Source organism: Pantoea sp. PNA 03-3 (assembly GCF_003201175.1).
GTDB classification, from domain to species: domain Bacteria; phylum Pseudomonadota; class Gammaproteobacteria; order Enterobacterales; family Enterobacteriaceae; genus Pantoea; species Pantoea stewartii.
Window position 1 is genome coordinate 246,654 of record NZ_QICO01000003.1, and the last position, 21,025, is coordinate 267,678.

The window sequence follows — 21,025 nt, forward strand, 5'->3', positions numbered from 1 at the left end:
AGAACAGAGCCACAACATAACGAAATAAATCACGGATATGGAAATGAGAAAATTAATCTTTCTTCTGGTCTCAGGAATATTGTTTACGGCACAAGCCGATGCTGCGCGTGGAAGGCAGCCCTGCTCAGGTTCAAAAGGCGGTATAGCGCACTGCACATCGGATGGCCGCTTTGCCTGTAATGACGGGAGTCTGAGCCAGTCGAAACGATTTTGTTCCGGGTATGGTTCCTCAGCAACCAGCAATTCGGTAAAACAGTCTACTTCCACTCGCAAAGCTAAGTCGAAAAAAGTGACAACGGCGAAAAAGCTGGAGCCGCAAAGTGTTGCAGAAAACGACGAACCGGTCAGTACCCAGCCCCGACAGCCCACATGCGCTCCCCTCTATATGGCCAGCAAGCCCGGATACACTCATTTACCAATTTGCTCAGGGAAACAGTATTAATTTGATATGGAAAAATTCTATTCCCATTATTCAGATTAAATCTTCAGGATGAAAATAAGAAAGGAAAGAAATAAAACATGGCACGAAGAAAAAAAGATGACAATGCTGCGGGTATTATTCTGGTTGTTATTGGTTTCATTGCCTGGGGTATTTATGTCGCGGTAAGGGCATTAATCAATCTTAATGAGCGATTTATTGAATCGGTGTCGAATCCGGCCGGAATCATCGGTCTGTTTTTTGGTTTACTGACAGCCGTTGCATTGATAATACGTGTTTTCGTTTACCGGGGGTTCCGGAAGAAAACGGCGGAGCTTGAACAGGCCATGTCGGACCTTGCACAGAAAGAGAAAGCCTTTGAAGAAACTGTCAGTACTGAAGTGGCTCGCGGCTTGTATCAGGAGAAGAAACAGCTTTCCGGCCAGTGGGATCACTTTCACAATGCCAGAAATAAAGCCTCCCGGGCAATGCAACGTATTGTGGACTCCGCGTATAAATTCAAAGTCAAAACCCTGCTTTCCGGCACCACGGTGAATAACTGGCAAAGCAAGTATGACCAGCTCAGGAAGGAGAGAGACGCTTACGCGGCCATTAGCGAGAAAATCACCTTTCTGGAACTTGAAGATAATGCCGACTGGGAAGGCGTAAAACAGCAGTTTCTGGATAAGGTCGCCCTGCTGGAAAAAGCGCAGGAAGAAAAAGAGTATCAGGCAGAGCTCAAGCGTCAGATGAGGGAAGAAAAACAGCGTCAGGATGAGCTCGAGCAGCAGCAGCGCGAAGCGGAAGAGGAGGAGCAACGCCTTGCTGAGCAGCAGCGTTTACTGGAGGAAGCCCTGCTCGCCGCTGAAGGTGCTCACAGGGAAGAGCTGGAAAGACAGCGTCTGGCGCTGGAGCAGAAAATCCAGGACGTGCATCAGCAGTATGAACGCGCCAAATCTATGGCACAGCTCACGAAACAGGGACATGTATATGTGATTTCGAATATTGGCTCCTTCGGTGAAAACGTATTTAAAATCGGTATGACCCGACGCCTGGAGCCTATGGAGCGTGTGAAAGAACTGAGCGGGGCAGCCGTGCCGTTTGATTTTGACGTCCACGCCATGATTTCCTGCGATGACGCCCCTGCGCTTGAAAAGACACTGCATGACCATCTGGAAAACTACCGGATTAACCGGGTTAACCTGCGTAAGGAATTCTTCCGGGTCGAGCTCAGCCGGATTATCGATGAAGTGGAACGTCACCACGGGAAGGTCGAATATATTGCTGACCCGGTGGCGCTACAGTATCTGCAGAGTCTCGAATATGCAGAAAACGAAGCCGCATAAGCAATAACTTTCAATAGCTCCTTATTCGTCAAATGGACAACTGGTCATGAATGACATCACCCCGCGTAAAATCAAAACCGGCGGCGACCCGCGCACGCTACCGGATTATGCCGCTCTGCGCGATGAGCTAAGTAAGCTGAAGCATCCTGCGCGCCCGGATGTGAACTGGCCGTATGTCGAAAAACGCTGTCTCTCACTGTTTGAGCAGAATGGTGTGGAACTGCAGACGGCGGCCTGGTATACGCTTGCCCGAACGCAGCTGGCCGGCTTGTTCGGCCTCAATGAAGGTCTGGCGATACTGGATGCGCTGATAAGCCATCAGTGGGGCACGCTCTGGCCGCAGCCGGTACATGCCCGCATGGAAATCCTCAGCAGTCTGAGCCAGCGTCTGCAGCAACGGATGCGCGCGCTCCCGCTGAATTACAGCGACCTTGGTCAGCTGTACAAGGCAGAGCAACGTCTTACTACTATGGGTGAAGTGCTGCAGCGCCTGGAACTTAAACATCTGAGCCAGCTCGATACGTTACGTATCCTGATGCATAACAGCGCTGTCCGGCTGGAAAACAGTGACGACACAACCCAGGCAGGGGCAGCTGTGCTGCCAGCTAGTGTGATCAACGATGCAGCCGCCTTCGCAGCCGACGGTGCAGAAGAAACCGCCAGCGCGATGAAATGGGTGTATGTTGCCCGCCCTGAATATCAGGCGAATGTGGAAGTACTGGCGACTCTTCCCGCGCCGGTAAAAAAGTGGAAATCTTTCGTTGCCGGTATGGGTGCCATGCTGGTGATAAGCGTGGCCGCAGTGGGAAGCTGGCAATATGTAAACCGGCCAAATCCGCTGCAGGCTCAGTTGGCGGCATCTCTGGCACCTTTACCTGCAACGCTCACGCCAGAACAGGTGGATCTATTGCGTCAGCAGACTGCTTTGCCGCAGAACGTGATCGCCCAGACACAGCAACAGCTGAACCGTCTGGATAAGCTTCCGCCGGGCTGGAGCATTGACTACAGTCGACAACTTGTAGAGCAGGCTCAGGCGCTCTGGCCGGAGCAGGCAAAGTCTCTGGCACAGCAATGGCAACAACAACGCAGTGCTGTCGCATTACCGGCAGAGCAGCTTAATGGCTGGTCTCAGGGAATGATGACACTACAAAAACTGAGCGACAGATTAAATGGCCTTGATGAACAGAAGGGTAAATACATAACGGTCAGTGAGCTGAAATCAGTGGTTTTTGCCACGATGCAGTTCTTTAATCAGTCCATACCGGCTGAAGAACAGCTGCGCTTACTGTCGCAACATCCAGCGGGCAAACCGTTACCTGCTGCTGCCCAATCTCAGCTGGAAATGCACCTGAAACAACTGACAGCCCGCTATGCCGAACTGAAACAGCAGGCAGAAAAATAAAACCAGTAGGTTAGTCTTCACTCAGCCAGGACGCGCTCTATATCTATTGTTGTTGCCTGGAAAAGTCAAATAATATGAAGTCGGATCAAAATTGCGATAAATCCAAGGAGCAAACAGCATGATAAACCAAATGCAAAAGTATAATAGAGTGGTTTGAGAGTATTTATCTTTTTTAGATTTTGACCTTCATGTGCAAAGCTGTAAGCATTGTTGTTCCTGTTTAAAAAGAAGATCTTTTTGTTTTGTTTTAATCGCATAAAAAAATAGGTCATTAGAGGTGAACCTATATATCCCATATTGCAGTGCAACAAGTAAGGGGTGGGGAGTGTATGCTTTTGTTGGAAGTCCGAGATCAATTTCTGGTAGCGAGACCTGTTCATTAGGTACAAAAGAACACTTACGACTAAGCTAACCAAAGGAAGCATAATCAAAACCATTAGGGCCGATTTCATTTTTTAAATTCCCATGTATTCATAGATAGTATCCATTACAGAGTCGCTCGCTTTGCCACCTACATAACCCCCAGCGATTGAGCCAACTGCTGCGCATACTATCGCGCCGGTTCCTGCTGTAGCGATCCCTATTGCTGCGCATACACCTAATCCTGCTAAAGAACCTGCTGCACCTCCTCCCATACCTGCTAAAGTCGACGCTCCAAACTTACCGTACTCTTTGAACGCAGTTCTTTTACATTCGCTCTCACGACCTTTAACGCAGGCATTGACTACGTCATTCGTGGTTCCGGCAAATGCAAAACCCATTCCTATGTAACCACCTGATTTTAAGAATTTTGCAGCTTTCGCAGCATTGCCTACATAACTTGAATAACCTGGTATCCCTGCCAGTCCCACTGTAGACCATTCATGTACTATGGAGCGGCTGGATAGATTTAGTGCTCTACGCATGTCCTCGTAAGGCCTGAACTTAACCGCATTTCGTATCAATGATTTCAGTAGCGGTTTGTTCACAAGTTCTTTTAGCTGATTAAAGAGTTGGTTACGCTCTGCGAAGAATTGCTGACTAATCAGTGTTCCCTGACTACGAAACTGGTTTTGGTAACTTACCTCTATCTTTTTAAGGGTATTCTCGATCTCTGAAAAGTATCTTTCACCAACGTCACCAATAGCCCCAAATACTTTATCTCCCGCAGTGGTCAGTGCAGCGATCAAACTGTAATGCTGCTGCATGAAACTCGCTTCGTCAGAAGTCACGCCAACAAACGCTGTATTGGTTTTCTGTTTAGCCTGCCTTAAAGCACCCAACATTTGCATGGTTTGTGAAGAATCCGGGTCTGCCACGATAACTATCTGACCCGGATTCAGCCACGGCGTGTCTGCATTGGTCTGCATAAAGAGACGAGCAGCTTCGGAATTACTGTCATTAAAAAGCATTCTTGCTTGGTATCCGAGGTTACCAGGTTGTTGAACTACACAGTATGCGGGGGCCAGATTGCGCGGCATTTGATTTCCTCCAATGAAACAGTTGCTTAGGTAAAAGCCAAGCCTGTTTTCTTCCATAGATACTTTAATCAATCGTGTTGGATATTGTAAATACGCCTAATGGCTAAGGCAAAAAGTGTTGGGTTACATGACGAAGCTGTATGGGAGTCAAAAGTGCCAATACTTCATTGTTAGCTATATCGGGTGAGGAGGTCAGAGGTGCCCTTTTGCTTCAGCTTTTTTATTGGAACCAGTAAGTCACGGGTTTTGAGTTCTGTGATATTACGATTGCCAGTAATGGGGAATAAATGACTCTCAAGACTGCTTAACACATTCGTTCTGTGGCTTTCCGAACAGGTCTTGTTACTGGAATGCCAGTCTCGTGCAACCTTTTCAAATGTCAGCAGCCCTTTGATCTCGACCTTATCAGCTTTGCGTTTCTCGCTTGGATCAACGCCCTTTGCAACGAGTTGCCTTGCTTCGTCTCTTCTGCGTCTGGCTTCTGATAACGTGATCTCAGGATAAACACCAAGTGCAAGAATCTTTTATTTGCTACCAAAGCGATACTGAAAACGCCAGTATTTGGAACCATATGGGGCGATCAAAAGATGCATACCATTACCTTCTGTCATTTTGACGGGTTTCGCAGCAGCTTTCGCATTCCTTACCTTTAACTCAGTGAGCGGCATAGTAAAAATCTTCGGCTGATGGTATCTGCATTATCGAACCAGACATACCAACAATTGTACCAACATGACACTATGGACTTTGTGAGTCTGCTAGAGACGCAGGTGGACTATTAAGATGAGTTAAGTGACTGAATGAGATGGGTGAAGTAGACTCAGAGATACGTTGAGAGACTAACATATGGTGTCCCCTGCAGGAATCGAACCTGCAACTAGCCCTTAGGAGGGGCTCGTTATATCCATTTAACTAAGGAGACGCCAGCGCAGTATACCGCAGTTAAGCGGCAGGATTCACTACACTGCCGCGCGTTTGCTCATTCTGTCAGCAATTTAGCGTTCTTCTTGCTGCTGCTGACGTTTTTTCTCCGCTTTGCGCCGTTCTGCCTTCGCCTTTGCCTGAGCAGCTTCGCCCATATCATTGCGAATCTGGGCGTGACTTATCAGGGCGAAAATCAGCGTACCGCCCGTCAGGTTACCCAACAGGGTTGGAACAGCAAAAGGCCAGAGAAACGCGGTCCAGGGCACGCTGCCGTTAAACACCAGGTAAAGCACCTCAACGGAACCCACCACGATATGTGCCAGATCGCCCAGTGCGACCAGCCAGGTCATCATCACAATGACAAACAGTTTGGCCGCTCCCGCATAAGGGAACATCCAGACCATTGTGGCAATGATCCAGCCGGAGATCACCGCGTTAGCAAACATCTCGCCCGGCGTATGTTCCATCACCTTCATGCTGATATCCGTAAAGGCCTGGCGAGTGGCTTCATCAAAAATGGGCATTTCGTTAAACGCTAAGGCGGCGAACGCGGTACCAATAAGGTTGCCCAGTAGCACAATGCCCCACAGGCGAAGCAATAAACCAAGATTGCTTGTGGTGGGTTTGTGCATAACGGGCAGAACGGCCGTCACGGTGTTTTCAGTGAAAAGCTGCTGCCGTGCCATAATCACAATCACAAAGCCAAAGGTGTAGCCAAGGTTTTCCAGTAAATAGGCGCCGGGGACGCCGTCCAGATGAACCTGAAAAATGCCCTTGGCCATCAGAGAAGCCCCCATTGACAGCCCGGCCGCAATCGCTGACCACAGCAGCGCCATGCCATCCCGCTCCAGCTCTTTTTCCCCGTCCTGTCGAATCTCTTCGTGGATAGCGGCGGCACGCGAGGGCAGGGCGTCTTCATCTACTTCAATATCCTCCTTTCCCTGTTCTTTTTCTTCGCTGTCTACATCGTTAGGTCCCTGACTTATGCTTGATGAAGGCTTCATGTTTTCTCCTGGTAACAGTACAAATGCGTTATAAGCGTAGTCGTTTTTTGGCTAACGAAACTGTTTCTGCGACAGCGAACAAACGTGACAACCTTCTGCCGTGGTGCGCTTTTTATCCACCAGACGCGCTGAAAAGCACGAATATCTAAGCCCTGCGCAAAAGGGGAGCGCGCACAGCCTTCGGCACGCTGTAACATTGTGCTATCATTTGCGCCTTATTTGGCTGGCGCGATTTACCCCTCCATGTTGGAAATCATTAATCTGCTTTGTGTGCGTGATGAGCGCGCGCTCTTTGAGGCGCTTACGTTTCGCGTGTCGGCAGGTGACATCGTACAAATTGAAGGGCCAAACGGGGCCGGGAAAACGTCGCTGCTGCGTATCCTGGCCGGACTGAGCACGCCTGAACATGGTGAGGTGCGCTGGCAGTCGCAGCCGGTTCACCGGCAACGCGACACCTGGCATCAGGCCATGCTTTACCTGGGGCATCTGCCGGGGATCTCATCGGCGTTATCGGCGCTGGAAAATCTGCGCTTTTATCATCCAGACTGCCGCGATGAACACCTTTTTACTGCACTGGCCAGCGTCGGCCTGGCAGGTTATGAAGAGGTCGCGGCCGCGCAGCTCTCTGCCGGACAACAGCGGCGCATCGCCCTGGCCCGGCTGTGGCTGACCCGGGCAACCTTATGGATCCTGGACGAACCTTTAACCGCCCTCGATCACACGGGGGTGGAGACGTTAATGAGCCGCTTTGTGGCGCACACGCAGCAGGGGGGGGCTGTCATCGTGACCAGCCATCAGGCGCTACCGGGGCTGACGGGGCAGATCAATACTATCCGCCTGCATGCCGTGGAGTGGCAGTAATGTTGTGTCGTCTTATTCAGCGCGAATTACGCATCGCCTGTCGTCGCGGCGCCGAAGTGATGAATCCACTGTGGTTTTTCCTGATTGTCATCACGCTCTTCCCGTTGGGTATCGGTCCCGATCCTCATCAGCTGGCACGGATCGCACCCGGTATTGTCTGGGTTGCGGCATTGCTCTCTTCGCTGCTCGCGCTGGAAAGGCTGTTTCGTGATGACCTTAACGACGGCACGCTGGAGCAACTTTTATTGTCGCCTGTACCGCTGCCGGTCACGGTGCTGGGGAAAGTCATCGCCCACTGGCTGGTCACGGGCTTGCCGTTAATTCTGCTTTCGCCCCTGGCGGCCCTGTTGCTGTCCCTGGGTATGCCGGGCTGGCGGGCGGTGGCACTGACGCTGCTGTTAGGAACACCGACGCTGAGTTTTCTCGGCGCGATTGGCGTGGGGCTGACCGTTGGGTTGCGTCGCGGCGGCGTGCTGCTCAGCCTGTTGGTTCTGCCACTGGCTATTCCGGTACTGATTTTTGCCAGCGCGGCCATCGACGCCGCAGGTCAGGGGTTAGCCATTGGCGGTTACCTGGCGTTGCTGGGGGCGATGCTGGTCGCGAGTGCGACGCTGGCCCCGTTTGCCACCGCCGCGGCGTTGCGGATTACGCTGCACTAAATCAGCACGCATCAGACGTGTTATTCGCGTTTATTTAAAAGTGAGCAAGTAAACATGTGGAAAGGATTACATCAGCTGGCGAAGCCCGAACGGCTATATCAGTTGTGCGGTCGGCTGGTGCCGGGGTTCGCCCTGACCAGTGCGGCGGTACTGCTGCTGGCCTGGATATGGGGATTTGGCTATGCACCGGCAGACTACCAGCAGGGTGACAGTTTTCGCATTATGTATATTCATGTTCCGGCGGCCATGTGGTCGATGGGGATATACAGCGCGATGGCCGTTGCGGCGTTTACTGGTCTGGTCTGGCAGATGAAAATGGCCGATTTAGTCTCAGCGGCGATGGCACCGATCGGTGCGGTGTTTACCTTTATTGCGCTGGTTACCGGTTCTGCCTGGGGCAAGCCGATGTGGGGAACCTGGTGGATATGGGACGCCAGGCTCACATCAGAACTGGTGCTGCTGTTTTTATATCTGGGCGTCATTGCGCTGTATCAGGCGTTCGACGACCGTCGCATGGCCGGGCGCGCCGCAGGGGTGCTCATTCTGGTCGGCGTGATCAATCTGCCCATCATTCATTTCTCTGTGCAGTGGTGGAATACCTTGCATCAGGGATCGTCCGGCTTACTGCAACAGGCTATCGCGCCGCCGATGCGCACGCCGCTGCGCTGGGCCATCCTGGGTGACCTGCTGTTGTTTATCACGTTAACGCTGATGCGCTTACGCAACCTGATTCTGCTGACGGAACGTAAACGTCCCTGGGCGATTGCCCTGGCAAAGACAAGGAGCAAAGAATGACGCCCGCTTTTGCCTCATGGCATGACTTCATTGCCATGGGCGGTTACGCCTTTTACGTCTGGCTGGCTGTGGCAGGGGCGCTGGTGCCTCTTTGTGGCCTGATTGTACACAGCTGGTGGTCACACAGACGTTTGCTGGCGGACATTCGCCAGCGTGATGCCCGGGAGCGCCGTCTGCGCGCGGCCAGTGTTAAACGTGCCGGGACTAAAACGGCAGGAGAAGCGAAGTGAATATCCGCCGTCGTAATCGCCTGTATGTCGTCGTGGCGATACTTACCGGACTTGGACTGGCTACCGCGCTGGTAATGTATGCGCTGCGGTCCAATATCGATCTGTTTTATACGCCAGGTGAAATCCTGGAGGGGAAAGGTGATGCACACATCAGGCCGGAACCCGGACAGCGTCTGCGCGTGGGCGGCGTGGTGATGCCCGGCAGCGTCACGCGAGATCCCCGAACGCTGGCCGTCTCTTTTCAGCTTTACGATGGCCGTGGTGTGGTCAGTGTAAACTTTGTGGGCATTTTGCCCGATCTGTTTCGCGAGGGGCAGGGCGTCGTTGCACAAGGCGTCCTTGAACCCGGCAACCTGATCAACGCCAAAGAAGTGCTGGCGAAACATGATGAAAACTACACGCCACCTGAAATCACCGCCGCGATGAAGCCCGCACCACCCGTGCAACAGGCCGCGACTCACCCGGCAGGACAGACACCATGATGCCAGAACTGGGCAGTTTTTTACTCTGTCTCGGCGTCGCGTTGGCGCTGCTGCTCAGCGTATATCCGCTGTGGGGCGCCTGGCGTCAGGATGCGCGCCTGATGGGCATGGCGCGTCCCCTGGCCGTTGGCCTGTTCGGCTGTGTGGCGGGAGCTTTCGGGTTGCTGGTCTGGGCGTTTATCGTTAACGACTTTACCGTTAGCTATGTCGTTAACAACTCGAATTCCCTGCTGCCGGTCTATTACCGCATTGCGGCCACCTGGGGGGCGCACGAAGGCTCCCTGCTGCTGTGGGTGCTGCTGCTGAGTGGCTGGACGCTGGCCGTGGCGATCTTCAGCCGCGGCATGCCGCAGGACGCACTGGCGCGCGTGCTGGCGGTGATGGGCATGATTACGCTGGGCTTCCTGTTATTTATCATCCTCACCTCTAATCCGTTCAGCCGTACCCTGCCGGACTTTCCCGTTGATGGCCGCGACCTCAATCCCATGCTGCAGGATATTGGCCTGATCTTCCATCCGCCTTTGTTATACATGGGCTATGTCGGTTTCTCGGTGGCCTTTGCTTTTGCCATTGCCTCCCTGATGGCCGGAAGACTGGATACCGCCTGGGCGCGCTGGTCGCGTCCCTGGACCGCCGCAGCCTGGCTGTTCCTGACCATAGGTATTGTGCTGGGCTCTGCATGGGCCTATTACGAGCTGGGCTGGGGCGGCTGGTGGTTCTGGGATCCGGTTGAAAATGCGTCCTTTATGCCCTGGCTGGCTGGCACGGCGTTAATGCACTCACTGGCGGTGACCGAAAAGCGCGGCACCTTTAAAGCCTGGACCGTATTGCTGGCGATTACCGCGTTCTCCCTGAGTCTGCTCGGGACCTTCCTGGTGCGATCCGGCGTGCTGGTCTCGGTGCACGCGTTTGCCTCCGATCCGGCGCGGGGCATGTTTATTCTGGCCTTTTTGGTGATTGTTATTGGCAGCTCGCTGCTGCTCTATGCCCTCAAAGGAGGGCAGGTCCGCAGCAGGGTACAAAACGCCTTGTGGTCGCGCGAATCCTTTCTGCTGGGCAATAACGTCCTGTTGATTGCGGCCATGCTGGTGGTGCTGCTCGGTACGCTGTTACCGCTGGTCCATAAACAACTCGGTCTGGGCAGCATCTCCGTGGGCCAGCCCTTTTTTAATACGCTGTTCAGCTGGCTGATGGCACCGCTGGCCTTAATGTTGGGGATTGGGCCGTTAGTGCGCTGGCGCCGTGATGAACCCCAGAAGCTGGTACGGCGTTTGCTGTTAGCACTGGTCGTCACGCTGCTGGCCTCCGTGCTGTTGCCCTGGTGGCTACAGGATCGGGTAGAGGCAATGACGGTAGTGGGCCTGCTGATGGCGGTATGGATCATCGTGTTAACCCTGATGGAACTGCATGAACGTGCGACGCATCGTCATTCTTTTTTCACCGGACTGCGCCACTTGTCACGCAGCCACTGGGGCATGGTGCTCGGCCATTTAGGTGTCGGCGTCACCGTGATTGGGATAGCGTTTAGCACGCAATACAGCGTTGAACGGGATGTGCGCATGAAAGCGGGCGACAGTGTTGATATCCATCACTACCACTTTGTCTTCCGCGATGTTCAGGATCTGCAAGGGCCCAACTACAGCGGCGGCGTGGCGGTGATTGATGTGACGCGGGACGGGCAGCCTGAAGCGATGTTGTATGCGGAAAAACGCTTTTATTCAGCGGCGCGCACCATGATGACCGAGGCGGCAATTGATGGTGGCTTTACCCGCGATCTCTATGCGGCGCTGGGTGAGGAACTCGATGACGGCAGTTGGGCGGTGCGCATTTACTATAAACCCTTTGTGCGCTGGATTTGGTTCGGTGGACTGTTTATGGCTGCCGGCGGTCTGCTCTGTTTACTGGATCCGCGTTATCGTGCGCGTAAAAAAGGCGAGCGCGAGGTGCGGGCATGAAAAAGATTCTGTTTATTCCCCTGATCCTGTTTTTACTGCTGGCCGCCGCGCTGCTTTGGCAACTGTCACGCAATGCGGCGGGCGACGATCCTACGCGGCTGGAGTCGGCGTTAATTGGTAAACCGTTGCCGGTGTTCCGGCTCGAAGCCCTGGAAACGCCCGGTAAAACCTACAACCAGCAAACGCTTATCACCGGCAAACCGCTTTTACTCAACGTCTGGGCAACATGGTGCCCGACCTGTCGGGCAGAACATCACTATCTGAATACGCTGGCAGAGCAGGGCGTGCGGGTAGTCGGGCTCAATTATAAAGACGATCGGCAAAAGGCGGTGACCTGGTTAAACACGCTGGGTAATCCTTATGCGCTCAGCCTGTATGATGGCGACGGTATGCTGGGCCTGGATCTTGGCGTATATGGCGCACCGGAAACCTTTCTGATCGATGGCAACGGCATTATTCGCTATCGCCATGCCGGAGATCTGAATCCGCGCGTCTGGCAGCAGGAAGTAAAGCCTTTATGGGATAAATACAATACGGAGAGCGGCTCATGAAAGCGCTGGTGATGATGCTTTGCGGCTTGCTGTTTAGCGCCAGCCTGTGGGCGGCCATTGATACCTATGCATTTGACTCCGTCGCGCAGGAAGAACAGTACCGTGATATCACCGCCTCCCTGCGCTGCCCCAAATGTCAGAACAACAGCATTGCGGATTCCAACGCCATGATTGCGGCGGATATGCGGTTGAAAGTTTATCAGCTGATGAAACAGGGACAAACGCGTCAGCAGATCCTCGACTATATGGTGGCGCGCTACGGCTATTTCGTCAGCTACCAACCGCCCGTCACGCCGTCCACCGTGATTCTGTGGCTGGGACCTGCGCTGTTTGTCGCAGGCGGCGCGGGCGTAATCGTCTGGCGCAGTCGCCAGCGTAAGACCTGTAGCGAACTGAGTGATGAAGAGCAACAGCGGCTTGAAGCCATTTTGAAATCGGACAGGGAAGCATAATGGCAGCCTTTTTAATCGCGATATTGGTACTGCTGTTCGCGGCCTGTGTGCTGTTCCTGGCCGCAGGCTGGCGTCCGCGCGCGTCCCACATAGTCACGCGTGACAGCCTTAATAAAGATTTTTATCACCAACGGCTGGCCGAACTGACGCAGGATGAGGATCAGGGCGTGATCGCCGAGCGGGACGTGATGGCGCGCGAGCTACAGCAGTCACTGTTGAGTGATATTCCGCCTGCACCGGATGCACAGTCGCGCAGCAGTCGCCGTTGGGTATTGTTACCGGGCATTATTGTCTTACTGGTCGTGCCGCTGGTGTGCTATCTCAACACCGGCGGTTTTGTGCCGTTCAGCGGCTGGCTGCAGGTGCAGAAAGCATATCCTGCGCTGCGTGCGCAGGTGCTGGATCCTCACGCGAAGCCGCTGACGCCGGAACAGCTTTCACGCTTACAGCTCGGTTTGCGCAGCCATCTGCAAACCGAGCCTGATAACCTTAGCGACTGGGCAATGCTTGGCCGTCTTGGTATGGTGCTGAATAACGCGACGACCGCCCGTCAGGCGTTCGAGCACGCGCTGCAGTTGGCACCGAATAATCAGGTATTAAAACAGGATTACGCCGAGGTTCTGGCCCGGTCGGGCGATCCACAGGAAAACCGTCAGGCAGAACTTGTGTTGCAGGATCTGCGTAAACAGGATCCGCACAATGCCCGGACGCTGAGCCTGCTGGCTTACGCTGCCTTTGAACAGCAACACTATGCTCAGGCGATTGCGGCCTGGCAAACCTTACTGAACGCGCTGCCGGCGGACGATCCCCGGCGCGACAACATTGCGCGCAGTATTGAGCAAGCCAGAACGGACGCCGGACAACAAGCGAGCCAGTTGACGGTAGATGTGACGCTTTCTCCCCAGGCAGAAAACATGTTACCGCCGGGCGGAGTCATGTATATTTCGGTTACTGACGGTATGTCGCCCGTGCCGGTGGCCGTGAAGCGTCTTGCTGCCGGGCATTTTCCCGTGTCGCTGACGCTGGATGACAGTAATGCCATGATGCAGGGGCGCCGTCTTTCGGCGCAGAAACAGATCCAGGTTCGCGTCAGGATTTCACGTAATGGCCGCGCGAACCCTGAGCCGGGTGACTGGTTCGGTGTCAGCGCCGTCGTGCCCTGGGACGGTCATCAGCATGTGACCGTTGAGATTAATGCGCAGCAGCCTTAGACCGATATTCTCTGGCTCTGTCTGAATCTGTAAACCGCACCGTGGATATCAGCTATGCTTGCTTAACGCGCTGATCTACCCGAGAAAGGCGGCAGGGTATACATCACTTATATGCACAGGGAGAAAAAAATGGATCACCGCCTGACCAGCCTGGCCTTGGCCAGTGTGCTTCTGGTGGGTTGTGCCAGTTCAAAGCCGGAGACCGATGCGCCAGCCGGGCGTAGCGATCCGTTTGAAGGCTTTAACCGCACAATGTTTAACTTTAACTACAATGTGCTGGACCCGTATGTGGTGCGTCCGGTGGCTGTGGCCTGGCGCGACTATGTGCCCGTCCCGGCACGTGCTGGCCTGAGCAACTTCCTGGGCAACCTGAGCGAACCCGCCAGTATGGTGAACGCTATTCTGGTTGGTGAGCCGCGCAATGCCGGTATTCACTTCACGCGTTTCTTCCTGAATACCGTGCTGGGCCTGGGCGGCTTTATCGACGTTGCAGGCAAAGCGAACCCTGAGCTGGCGCGCCAGGGGCCGCAACGCTTCGGTACCACGCTGGGGCACTATGGCGTGGGCTACGGTCCTTACGTGCAGTTGCCTGGCTATGGCAGCTTTACGGTGCGTCAGGACGGCGGCGATTATGTGGATACGCTTTATCCGGTGCTGGGCTGGTTGACCTGGCCGATGTCCGTGGGTAAATGGGCACTTGAAGGGGTGGAAACGCGTGCGCAACTGCTGGACTCCGATGCTATCCTGAAACAGCAGCGCGATCCTTACGCCTTTATGCGTAACGCCTATTTTGAGCGCTATGACTTCCTGGCGCGTGGTGGCAAGCTGAAGCCCGAAGATAATCCGAACGCAGCGGCAATTCAGGACGATCTCAAAGATATCGATTCTCAGTAATGTGAGGCCGCCCGGAAAAGGGCGGCTTCAGGCTGAAGTGATTTATACGAATGTTCTGTCAGGGCTCGCCAGGCGGAGCAAAAAAAAAGCGACACAGTGTGTCGCTTTTTTTATGCGGTCAACATATCAGAATTTGTAGTTGAAGCTCGCACCGTACAGCCAGGCTTTACCACTGGAATTAAAGGTATAAGGGCCTTCCTGAATGGTAACTTTCTGACCATGCATATAAGAGACGCCGACATCGACGGAAGCATCGTCATTGAATGCATAGGAGGCACCCGCACTCAGCCACAAGCGATCCTGATCCGGGATGGAGATGGAACGCTTGTCAGCCGGAACCGGGCTGTCATCAAAGGCGATACCGCTGCGGAAGGTCCAGTTTTTATCGTACTGGTAAGTGGTACCCAGGGCGATACGGTAGGCATCATGGAAGCCTTCATCTTTATAGAACAGCGTCTGACCATTCGAACCGGTCGCTTTCAGCTCCTGGAACTGGCTCCAGCTGGTATAGGCCAGGCTATAGTGAACGGCCCATTGTGGCGCGACTTTATGCCAGCCTGAAACTTCCCACATTTCTGGCAGATTCAGGGTTAATGAACCCGGAATCGTGTTTCCGCTTGTGCCAAAAGGTGCGCCGGGGATGTTAAATGCGTTGATGGCCGCAGGAAGATTACTTTTGTAATCCCCATCAAAGTCAACTTTCACCTCAGAGCGGTAGGTGAAACCAAAACGGTTATTATCATCAACCTCATAAAGTACACCGGCGTTCCAGCCATAACCCCATTCGTTCCCCTTTAGTCGGGTAATTTGGGTATCCGCAGGAATGCCCAGCGCGGAGAACGACTCTCCGGCATAACGCTCAATTTTCGCTTTAGCATAAACGGCATCAAAACCCACACCAAAGCTGAAGTGTTCATTCAGGCGGTAGGCGGTGCTGAGGTTAAGATTAACGGTCGTCAGGTCTGTTTTACCGCCGAATCCGCCTGCGGTATAACCGTTATTAAATTCTGTCGCCAGACCGTAGTTTGAGGTGGCAGAGGCACCTACCCACCATTGGTCATTAATCGGCTGGACATAGTGCAGATCAGGGATCCACTGATTAGGCGCGATGTTTTTCGCATCCAGGCTCCGTCCTGTTGGACTCTGGCCGCTGATATCCACTTGAGGATCGATATAAACCGCACCGAGTGAAAATTCAGGGCGATCCATCAGCGCCATGGTCGCCGGGTTACGGCTGGCTGAGGCCGCCGTATCACCCATTGCGCCTTCGCCTGAATAAGCACGACCTAAACCAATGGAAGAAAATTCATTTAACTGAAATCCGGCTGCGTAAACGTTAGAGGAAATAAGCGCTACCGCAGCTGCCACGGCTGACTTTGCGAACAGGTTTTTATGGTTCATGACCACAACCTCATGTGAATTATTATTTAACGTTGTGACGTCGTGTAACAAGGAACGGCGGATTGTATGGACTGATGACGGTCGGACATATCAGACCAGTGCGGAGAGTATAGGTCCGACCTGTACACATGTTGCAATATTGTTTTTAAATTATTTCCAATTTGATAGATGAAAATTCGATCTGCTTAACACTTCTCTGCGGGAAACGAGGCAGGCAGCAGGCGCAAAACTGATTCAGATCAAATTATATTGTGATATTCGTCACTTAGCGTCGCGTGCATAGCGGGGGAGAAATCCACAGCGTAGAATTTTTCGCAGCGAAGGCTTTTCCCTTTAGTTGTGAAACCAGGAGATTACCATGACGGATGCTCTGAAAAAATGTCGCGCGACCGAAACGGCGGCATGCTGTTGTGTGGATGTCGGTACCGTAATGGACAACACCGATTGTACCGCCAGTTGGTCAGCGTGGTTTGGCCAGCGCGCGGAAGCCGACAGCAAACTGGCTGAACTGAGCGAAAGGGCGCGTCAGGTCGAGTCCGATCCCTGTGTCATAGATGCGCGATTCACAGAAGAGACGGGCGGCGTGCGGCTTGATGTTGCTTTTACTTTTAGCTGTCAGGCAGAAACCCTGATTTTTCAGTTAGGTTTACGCTGAACCGCTTAACGCCGCTGCCCGGCGGCGTTTGTCATTTTCGTGTTTCTCATCTCACTTTTCTCTTCCTGATGTTGGCGGCGTAGCCGCTTGTGGTTAACACTGTGGATCAGGTCAGACCTCTTTTGGCAATGATGCCCCGGTCACGATGCACAGGTGGATACAATGAGCAAAGCGCAGTCACTGTTGACGCGTACGGGCGAGCGCATCGCTATCACTCATGGATTACGTACGCCTTTTCTCCGTCAGGCGACAGGATTTCATGGCATTCCCGCCGTAGAGTTGGGCCGGATGGTGGTCAGTGAAATGGTGGCCCGGAGTGAGTTACCGGTCGGGATGATTGAGCAACTGGTGTTTGGTCAGGTGGTGCAGATGCCAGAGGCGCCCAACATCGCGCGGGAAATTGTGCTGAGCAGTGGTCTCAGCGTCAGTACCGATGCGTACAGCGTCAGCCGAGCCTGTGCGACCAGCTTCCAGGCGGTGGCTAACGTCACGGAAAGCCTGCTGGCAGGCACGATTTCGGTCGGTATTGCGGGCGGCGCGGATTCCTCTTCCGTCCTGCCGATTGGCGTCAGTAAAACGCTGGCTCGTGCGCTGGTGGATATGAACAAAGCAAAAAGCCTTTCCCAAAAGTTTCAGATTCTGCGCCGCCTGCGTCCCGGCGATCTGTTACCGGTGCCGCCTGCCGTGGCCGAATACTCCACAGGATTACGCATGGGCGATACCGCAGAACAGATGGCGAAAACGCACGGCATCAGCCGGGAAGAACAGGATGCGCTGGCTCTGCGTTCGCATCTGCGCGCAGCGCAGGCCTGGCAGTCGGGCGTGCTGAATCAGGAAGTCATGGCCGCCTTCGTCCCGCCCTTTAAGGCCCCCATAGACCAGGATAATAACGTGCGAATGGATGCGAAAGCGGCTGACTATGCCCGTTTACGTCCGGCGTTTGATCGCCAGCACGGCACGGTAACGGCAGCCAACAGCACGCCGTTAACGGACGGGGCGGCGGCGGTGATATTGATGCGTGAAGGCCAGGCCAAAGCGCTGGGATTACAGCCGCTGGGCTATCTGCGCAGCTACGCCTTTACCGCCATTGATGTCTGGCAGGACATGCTGCTCGGGCCCGCTTACGCCTCGCCGCTGGCGCTTGATCGTGCTGGCATCACGCTGGCTGATCTGACGCTTATTGATATGCATGAAGCGTTCGCGGCGCAGACCTTGAGTAATATCAAGCTGTTTCGTGACGAACGTTTTGCCCGCGAGGTATTAAACCGCTCGCACGCGCTGGGTGAAATCGACGATGCACGTTTTAACGTCCTGGGCGGCTCCATCGCCTATGGTCATCCTTTTGCGGCGACCGGCGCGCGCATGATCACGCAGACCTTAAATGAATTGCGTCGGCGCGGAGGCGGGCTGGGACTGGTCACGGCCTGTGCCGCCGGAGGATTAGGTGCAGCCATGGTTCTGGAGGCCGAATAATGGAACAGCGCGCGTTTACTTTGCAGATGCGGGACGATCATGTTGGCGTGATCACCATTGATGTGCCCAATGAAAAAATGAATACGCTGAAGGCGGAATTTGCGGTCCAGATTGCCAGCCTGATTAGCGAGGCACGCCAGCATCCGCAGCTGCTCGGGCTGGTACTGATTTCCGGCAAGCCTGACAACTTTGTAGCAGGTGCCGATATCACCATGATTGATCGCTGTCAGCGTGCGGATGAAGCCGAAGCTCTGGCAAGGCAAGGGCAGGAGGTAATGGCCGCGATTGCCGCCTTGCCGTTTCCCGTGGTGGCCGCCATTCACGGGGCCTGCTTAGGCGGCGGTCTTGAGCTGGCGCTGGCCTGTCATTCACGCATCTGTACGCTGGATGATAAAACCCGTCTGGGACTGCCGGAAGTGCAACTGGGATTACTGCCCGGTTCGGGTGGCACGCAGCGTCTGCCGCATCTGATTGGTGTGCAAAAGGCTTTACCTCTCATCCTGACGGGGAAAAGCCTGCGCGCGAAGCAGGCGAAAAAACTGGGGATTGTCGATGACGCGGTGCCGCAGGCGATCCTGCTGGATACCGCTATCGAAAGCGTTAAAAAAGGCAAACGCCGCCGCGCACCGCTTCCGCTGCGCGACCGTCTGCTGCAGGGGCCGATCGCCCGCCAGGCCTTGTTTGCGCTGGTCAGGCGGGAAACGGAACGCAAAACCCAGGGGAACTATCCGGCCGCGCAACGTATCATCGATGTGGTGCGCATTGGGCTTGAGCAAAGCAGTCAGGCAGGTTATGCCGCCGAGGCGCGCGCCTTTGGCGAGCTGGCCATGACGCCGGAATCGGCGGCGCTACGCAGCCTGTTTTTTGCCTCCACCGCGCTGAAAAAAGAGAACGGAACTGAGGCGCAGCCCCGGCCAGTCGAACGTGTTGGTGTGCTGGGCGGCGGGTTGATGGGCGGCGGCATTGCCTGCGTCAGCGCCATTCATGCCGGTCTGCCCGTGCGCATCAAAGACATCAGCCTGAACGGCATTAATCATGCGCTGCAGACCAGTTGGGCGCTGCTGAGTAAAAAAGTGCAGCGTCGTCAGCTCACCCCGGCGCAGCGCCAGCAGCAGATGGCGCGCATCAGCGGCGGTACCGACTATCAGGGGTTTACCCAACGTGACATCGTCATCGAGGCGGTGTTTGAAGATCTGGCGCTGAAACAGCAAATGGTGGCAGAGGTGGAAACGCACTGTCAGCCCCAGACGATTTTTGCGTCCAATACCTCTTCCCTCCCGATTGCCGACATTGCGGCGAAGGCCGCGCGTCCTGAGAATATTATTGGCCTGCACTACTTCAGTCCGGTGGAGAAAATGCCGCTGGTTGAAGTTATCCCGCATGCGGCGACCTCGCCTGAAACGCTCGCCAGCACCGTCACGCTGGCACGTAAACAGGGCAAAACGCCGATTGTGGTCGCTGACAGACCGGGCTTTTACGTCAACCGTATTCTGACGCCCTACATCAACGAAGCGATGCGCTGTCTGCTGGAGGGCGAACCTGTTGAACATATTGACCGCGCACTGGTGACGTTTGGCTTTCCGGTTGGGCCGGTTCAACTGCTGGATGAGGTGGGCATCGATGTCGGCAGTAAAATCTCGCCCGGGTTGCAGCAGGCTTACGGTGAACGGTTTGCGGCACCGCCTGCTCTGGCGGCCGTGATCAACGACGGACGCAAAGGGCGAAAAAATCATAAGGGGTTCTATCTGTATGGATCGTCACGTTTGCAACGTAAAAAGCCGGATCCCACCGTGTACGACGTATTGCAGATTAAACCCGCAAGCGTGCAGAGTGGGGCACACATCGCAGAGCGCTGCGTGATGATGATGTTAAATGAGGCGGTGCGCTGTCTGGATGAGCAGGTTATCCGCTCGCCCCGTGACGGTGATATTGGTGCGGTGTTTGGTATTGGCTTTCCCCCGTTTCTGGGTGGGCCATTTCACTATATTGATCGCCTTGGTGCTGGGGAAATCGTCAACAGATTAACGCGGCTTGAGCAGCAATATGGTGACCGCTTTGCACCTTGTGAAAGACTGCAGCGGGCAGCGCAACAGCAGACAAAGTTTTACACTTCTTCATAAATATGAATATCCATCCTGATTCAGGGGGTTAGTCGTGTGTCGCACCATCATGATGCGACGCCGTAATCGGGCAGGTGCTTATTTAATAAACAACCGGTTGACTATACTGAAGCCATTAGGGTAAAACACGACGTTCATTCGCAGAATGAAGCGCCTGACGCGAAGGTATCAGGCGATGTCGACAAACAACAGCGGTGCTTTATGCAAGTTTTTATCATGCGTCACGGCGATGCGGCGCTCGACGCTGCCAGTGATTCAGTCCGGCCCTTAACGCTTTGTGGATGTGATGAATCACGCCAGATGGCGAACTGGTTAAAAGATCAGGGTGTTGACATTGAACGTGTCCTGGTCAGCCCTTATCTGCGTGCGCAACAAACGCTCGCGACAGTTCGTGAGGCGCTGCCCTTACCAGACGGGGCGGATATCCTGCCGGAGTTAACGCCTGGCGGCGATCCGGGGCTGGTGGGCTGCTATTTGCAGACGCTGGCAAACGAAGGGGTGAAATCGGTGCTGGTGATCTCTCACCTGCCGCTGGTCGGTTATCTGGTGTCGGAGCTGTGCCCTCAGGAAACGCCACCGATGTTCGCTACTTCGGCCATTGCCTGCGTGGATTTTGACCCGGCGGAAAGCCAGGGCAAGCTGCTCTGGCAGGTCAGTCCTAAAAAACTGGCAAAAGCGATGTAAACGCTGTCGGGCCATCCTCTGGCCCGACACTGAAAACGTTTGACTCAC

20 protein-coding genes, 1 tRNA gene and 1 pseudogene are annotated in these 21,025 nt (G+C 54.4%); 17 read left to right on the forward strand and 5 right to left on the reverse strand.

Going from position 1 to position 21,025, the window contains the following annotated elements; all coding sequences use genetic code 11:
- Window positions 1–43 precede the first annotated feature (43 nt).
- The 3 genes from C7433_RS24125 to C7433_RS11015 all read left to right on the forward strand — a co-directional run bounded on the left by C7433_RS24125 (window position 44) and on the right by C7433_RS11015 (window position 3,166).
- A complete protein-coding gene (locus tag C7433_RS24125) occupies window positions 44–442 on the forward strand; it encodes a hypothetical protein (RefSeq protein WP_110268174.1) in 399 nt (132 codons plus the stop codon).
- A gap of 77 nt (window positions 443–519) precedes the next feature.
- Entirely contained in the window at window positions 520–1,764 is a 1,245-nt protein-coding gene (locus C7433_RS11010) for a GIY-YIG nuclease family protein (protein ID WP_110268175.1), read from the forward strand.
- 46 nt (window positions 1,765–1,810) lie between these two features.
- The gene (locus C7433_RS11015; RefSeq protein ID WP_110268176.1) at window positions 1,811–3,166 is read left to right on the forward strand and encodes a VasL domain-containing protein; all 1,356 of its coding nucleotides are present in this window, start codon (window positions 1,811–1,813) and stop codon (window positions 3,164–3,166) included.
- A 455-nt stretch (window positions 3,167–3,621) separates the two neighbouring features.
- Here C7433_RS11015 and C7433_RS11025 read toward each other — a convergent pair whose 3' ends face one another.
- From C7433_RS11025 to C7433_RS11040, 4 genes and pseudogenes are all read right to left on the reverse strand, one after another.
- On the reverse strand, window positions 3,622–4,626 hold the full coding sequence (locus tag C7433_RS11025; RefSeq protein WP_110268178.1) for a hypothetical protein: 1,005 nt from the start codon (window positions 4,624–4,626) through the stop codon (window positions 3,622–3,624).
- A 179-nt stretch (window positions 4,627–4,805) separates the two neighbouring features.
- Window positions 4,806–5,294, reverse strand: a pseudogene (locus tag C7433_RS11030) (tyrosine-type recombinase/integrase); the annotation flags it as partial.
- 179 nt (window positions 5,295–5,473) lie between these two features.
- Window positions 5,474–5,548: transfer RNA gene (locus C7433_RS11035), tRNA-Arg, on the reverse strand.
- Window positions 5,549–5,621: 73 nt separating this feature from the next.
- Complete coding sequence (locus C7433_RS11040; protein ID WP_039339756.1) at window positions 5,622–6,554, reverse strand: formate/nitrite transporter family protein; 933 nt, start codon at window positions 6,552–6,554, stop codon at window positions 5,622–5,624.
- Window positions 6,555–6,797: 243 nt separating this feature from the next.
- On the opposite strand from C7433_RS11040, the gene ccmA reads away from it, so the two are divergent.
- The 10 genes from ccmA (at window position 6,798) to mlaA (ending at window position 14,644) form a co-directional block, all read left to right on the forward strand.
- A complete protein-coding gene (gene ccmA / locus C7433_RS11050) occupies window positions 6,798–7,415 on the forward strand; it encodes a cytochrome c biogenesis heme-transporting ATPase CcmA (protein WP_110268327.1) in 618 nt (205 codons plus the stop codon).
- Entirely contained in the window at window positions 7,415–8,074 is a 660-nt protein-coding gene (ccmB, locus tag C7433_RS11055) for a heme exporter protein CcmB (protein WP_110268179.1), read from the forward strand. The genes ccmA and ccmB overlap by 1 nt, the downstream gene beginning before the upstream one ends.
- A gap of 54 nt (window positions 8,075–8,128) precedes the next feature.
- Window positions 8,129–8,869 carry a heme ABC transporter permease gene (locus tag C7433_RS11060; RefSeq protein WP_110268180.1) on the forward strand — a complete coding sequence of 247 codons (741 nt, stop codon included), beginning with the start codon at window positions 8,129–8,131 and terminating at the stop codon, window positions 8,867–8,869.
- Entirely contained in the window at window positions 8,866–9,099 is a 234-nt protein-coding gene (ccmD, locus tag C7433_RS11065; RefSeq protein ID WP_006120099.1) for a heme exporter protein CcmD, read from the forward strand. Before C7433_RS11060 ends, ccmD begins: the two co-directional genes overlap by 4 nt.
- Window positions 9,096–9,581, forward strand: coding sequence for a cytochrome c maturation protein CcmE (ccmE, locus tag C7433_RS11070; RefSeq protein ID WP_033740729.1), 486 nt, complete (start codon window positions 9,096–9,098; stop codon window positions 9,579–9,581). Before ccmD ends, ccmE begins: the two co-directional genes overlap by 4 nt.
- Window positions 9,578–11,536 carry a heme lyase CcmF/NrfE family subunit gene (locus C7433_RS11075; RefSeq protein ID WP_110268181.1) on the forward strand — a complete coding sequence of 653 codons (1,959 nt, stop codon included), beginning with the start codon at window positions 9,578–9,580 and terminating at the stop codon, window positions 11,534–11,536. Before ccmE ends, C7433_RS11075 begins: the two co-directional genes overlap by 4 nt.
- Complete coding sequence (locus tag C7433_RS11080; protein WP_006120096.1) at window positions 11,533–12,087, forward strand: DsbE family thiol:disulfide interchange protein; 555 nt, start codon at window positions 11,533–11,535, stop codon at window positions 12,085–12,087. Before C7433_RS11075 ends, C7433_RS11080 begins: the two co-directional genes overlap by 4 nt.
- Complete coding sequence (locus C7433_RS11085) at window positions 12,084–12,539, forward strand: cytochrome c-type biogenesis protein (RefSeq protein ID WP_110268182.1); 456 nt, start codon at window positions 12,084–12,086, stop codon at window positions 12,537–12,539. Before C7433_RS11080 ends, C7433_RS11085 begins: the two co-directional genes overlap by 4 nt.
- Complete coding sequence (ccmI, locus tag C7433_RS11090; RefSeq protein ID WP_033740720.1) at window positions 12,539–13,750, forward strand: c-type cytochrome biogenesis protein CcmI; 1,212 nt, start codon at window positions 12,539–12,541, stop codon at window positions 13,748–13,750. Before C7433_RS11085 ends, ccmI begins: the two co-directional genes overlap by 1 nt.
- Before the next feature lie 129 nt (window positions 13,751–13,879).
- Window positions 13,880–14,644: a phospholipid-binding lipoprotein MlaA gene (mlaA, locus tag C7433_RS11095; RefSeq protein WP_033740717.1), complete on the forward strand. Its 765-nt coding sequence runs from the start codon at window positions 13,880–13,882 to the stop codon at window positions 14,642–14,644.
- A gap of 126 nt (window positions 14,645–14,770) precedes the next feature.
- Here mlaA and fadL read toward each other — a convergent pair whose 3' ends face one another.
- Complete coding sequence (gene fadL, locus C7433_RS11100) at window positions 14,771–16,045, reverse strand: long-chain fatty acid transporter FadL (protein ID WP_110268183.1); 1,275 nt, start codon at window positions 16,043–16,045, stop codon at window positions 14,771–14,773.
- Between the two features lie 358 nt (window positions 16,046–16,403).
- On the opposite strand from fadL, the gene C7433_RS11105 reads away from it, so the two are divergent.
- The 4 genes from C7433_RS11105 (at window position 16,404) to sixA (ending at window position 20,977) form a co-directional block, all read left to right on the forward strand.
- The gene (locus C7433_RS11105) at window positions 16,404–16,700 is read left to right on the forward strand and encodes a YfcZ/YiiS family protein (protein ID WP_006120091.1); all 297 of its coding nucleotides are present in this window, start codon (window positions 16,404–16,406) and stop codon (window positions 16,698–16,700) included.
- A gap of 162 nt (window positions 16,701–16,862) precedes the next feature.
- On the forward strand, window positions 16,863–18,173 hold the full coding sequence (fadI, locus tag C7433_RS11110) for an acetyl-CoA C-acyltransferase FadI (RefSeq protein ID WP_039339733.1): 1,311 nt from the start codon (window positions 16,863–16,865) through the stop codon (window positions 18,171–18,173).
- Window positions 18,173–20,293, forward strand: a complete 2,121-nt coding sequence (gene fadJ / locus C7433_RS11115; protein ID WP_039339730.1) for a fatty acid oxidation complex subunit alpha FadJ — start codon at window positions 18,173–18,175, stop codon at window positions 20,291–20,293. Before fadI ends, fadJ begins: the two co-directional genes overlap by 1 nt.
- A gap of 201 nt (window positions 20,294–20,494) precedes the next feature.
- On the forward strand, window positions 20,495–20,977 hold the full coding sequence (gene sixA, locus C7433_RS11120) for a phosphohistidine phosphatase SixA (protein WP_110268184.1): 483 nt from the start codon (window positions 20,495–20,497) through the stop codon (window positions 20,975–20,977).
- Window positions 20,978–21,025: the final 48 nt, after the last annotated feature.

Coding starts and splice junctions, on each gene's coding strand:
- C7433_RS24125 (WP_110268174.1), top strand. CDS start 44: ATGAGAAAATTAATCTTTCTTCTGGTCTCAGGAATATTGTTTACGGCA.
- C7433_RS11010 (WP_110268175.1), top strand. CDS start 520: ATGGCACGAAGAAAAAAAGATGACAATGCTGCGGGTATTATTCTGGTT.
- C7433_RS11015 (WP_110268176.1), top strand. CDS start 1,811: ATGAATGACATCACCCCGCGTAAAATCAAAACCGGCGGCGACCCGCGC.
- C7433_RS11025 (WP_110268178.1), bottom strand. CDS start 4,626: ATGCCGCGCAATCTGGCCCCCGCATACTGTGTAGTTCAACAACCTGGT.
- C7433_RS11040 (WP_039339756.1), bottom strand. CDS start 6,554: ATGAAGCCTTCATCAAGCATAAGTCAGGGACCTAACGATGTAGACAGC.
- ccmA (WP_110268327.1), top strand. CDS start 6,798: ATGTTGGAAATCATTAATCTGCTTTGTGTGCGTGATGAGCGCGCGCTC.
- ccmB (WP_110268179.1), top strand. CDS start 7,415: ATGTTGTGTCGTCTTATTCAGCGCGAATTACGCATCGCCTGTCGTCGC.
- C7433_RS11060 (WP_110268180.1), top strand. CDS start 8,129: ATGTGGAAAGGATTACATCAGCTGGCGAAGCCCGAACGGCTATATCAG.
- ccmD (WP_006120099.1), top strand. CDS start 8,866: ATGACGCCCGCTTTTGCCTCATGGCATGACTTCATTGCCATGGGCGGT.
- C7433_RS11075 (WP_110268181.1), top strand. CDS start 9,578: ATGATGCCAGAACTGGGCAGTTTTTTACTCTGTCTCGGCGTCGCGTTG.
- C7433_RS11080 (WP_006120096.1), top strand. CDS start 11,533: ATGAAAAAGATTCTGTTTATTCCCCTGATCCTGTTTTTACTGCTGGCC.
- C7433_RS11085 (WP_110268182.1), top strand. CDS start 12,084: ATGAAAGCGCTGGTGATGATGCTTTGCGGCTTGCTGTTTAGCGCCAGC.
- ccmI (WP_033740720.1), top strand. CDS start 12,539: ATGGCAGCCTTTTTAATCGCGATATTGGTACTGCTGTTCGCGGCCTGT.
- mlaA (WP_033740717.1), top strand. CDS start 13,880: ATGGATCACCGCCTGACCAGCCTGGCCTTGGCCAGTGTGCTTCTGGTG.
- fadL (WP_110268183.1), bottom strand. CDS start 16,045: ATGAACCATAAAAACCTGTTCGCAAAGTCAGCCGTGGCAGCTGCGGTA.
- C7433_RS11105 (WP_006120091.1), top strand. CDS start 16,404: ATGACGGATGCTCTGAAAAAATGTCGCGCGACCGAAACGGCGGCATGC.
- fadI (WP_039339733.1), top strand. CDS start 16,863: ATGAGCAAAGCGCAGTCACTGTTGACGCGTACGGGCGAGCGCATCGCT.
- fadJ (WP_039339730.1), top strand. CDS start 18,173: ATGGAACAGCGCGCGTTTACTTTGCAGATGCGGGACGATCATGTTGGC.
- sixA (WP_110268184.1), top strand. CDS start 20,495: ATGCAAGTTTTTATCATGCGTCACGGCGATGCGGCGCTCGACGCTGCC.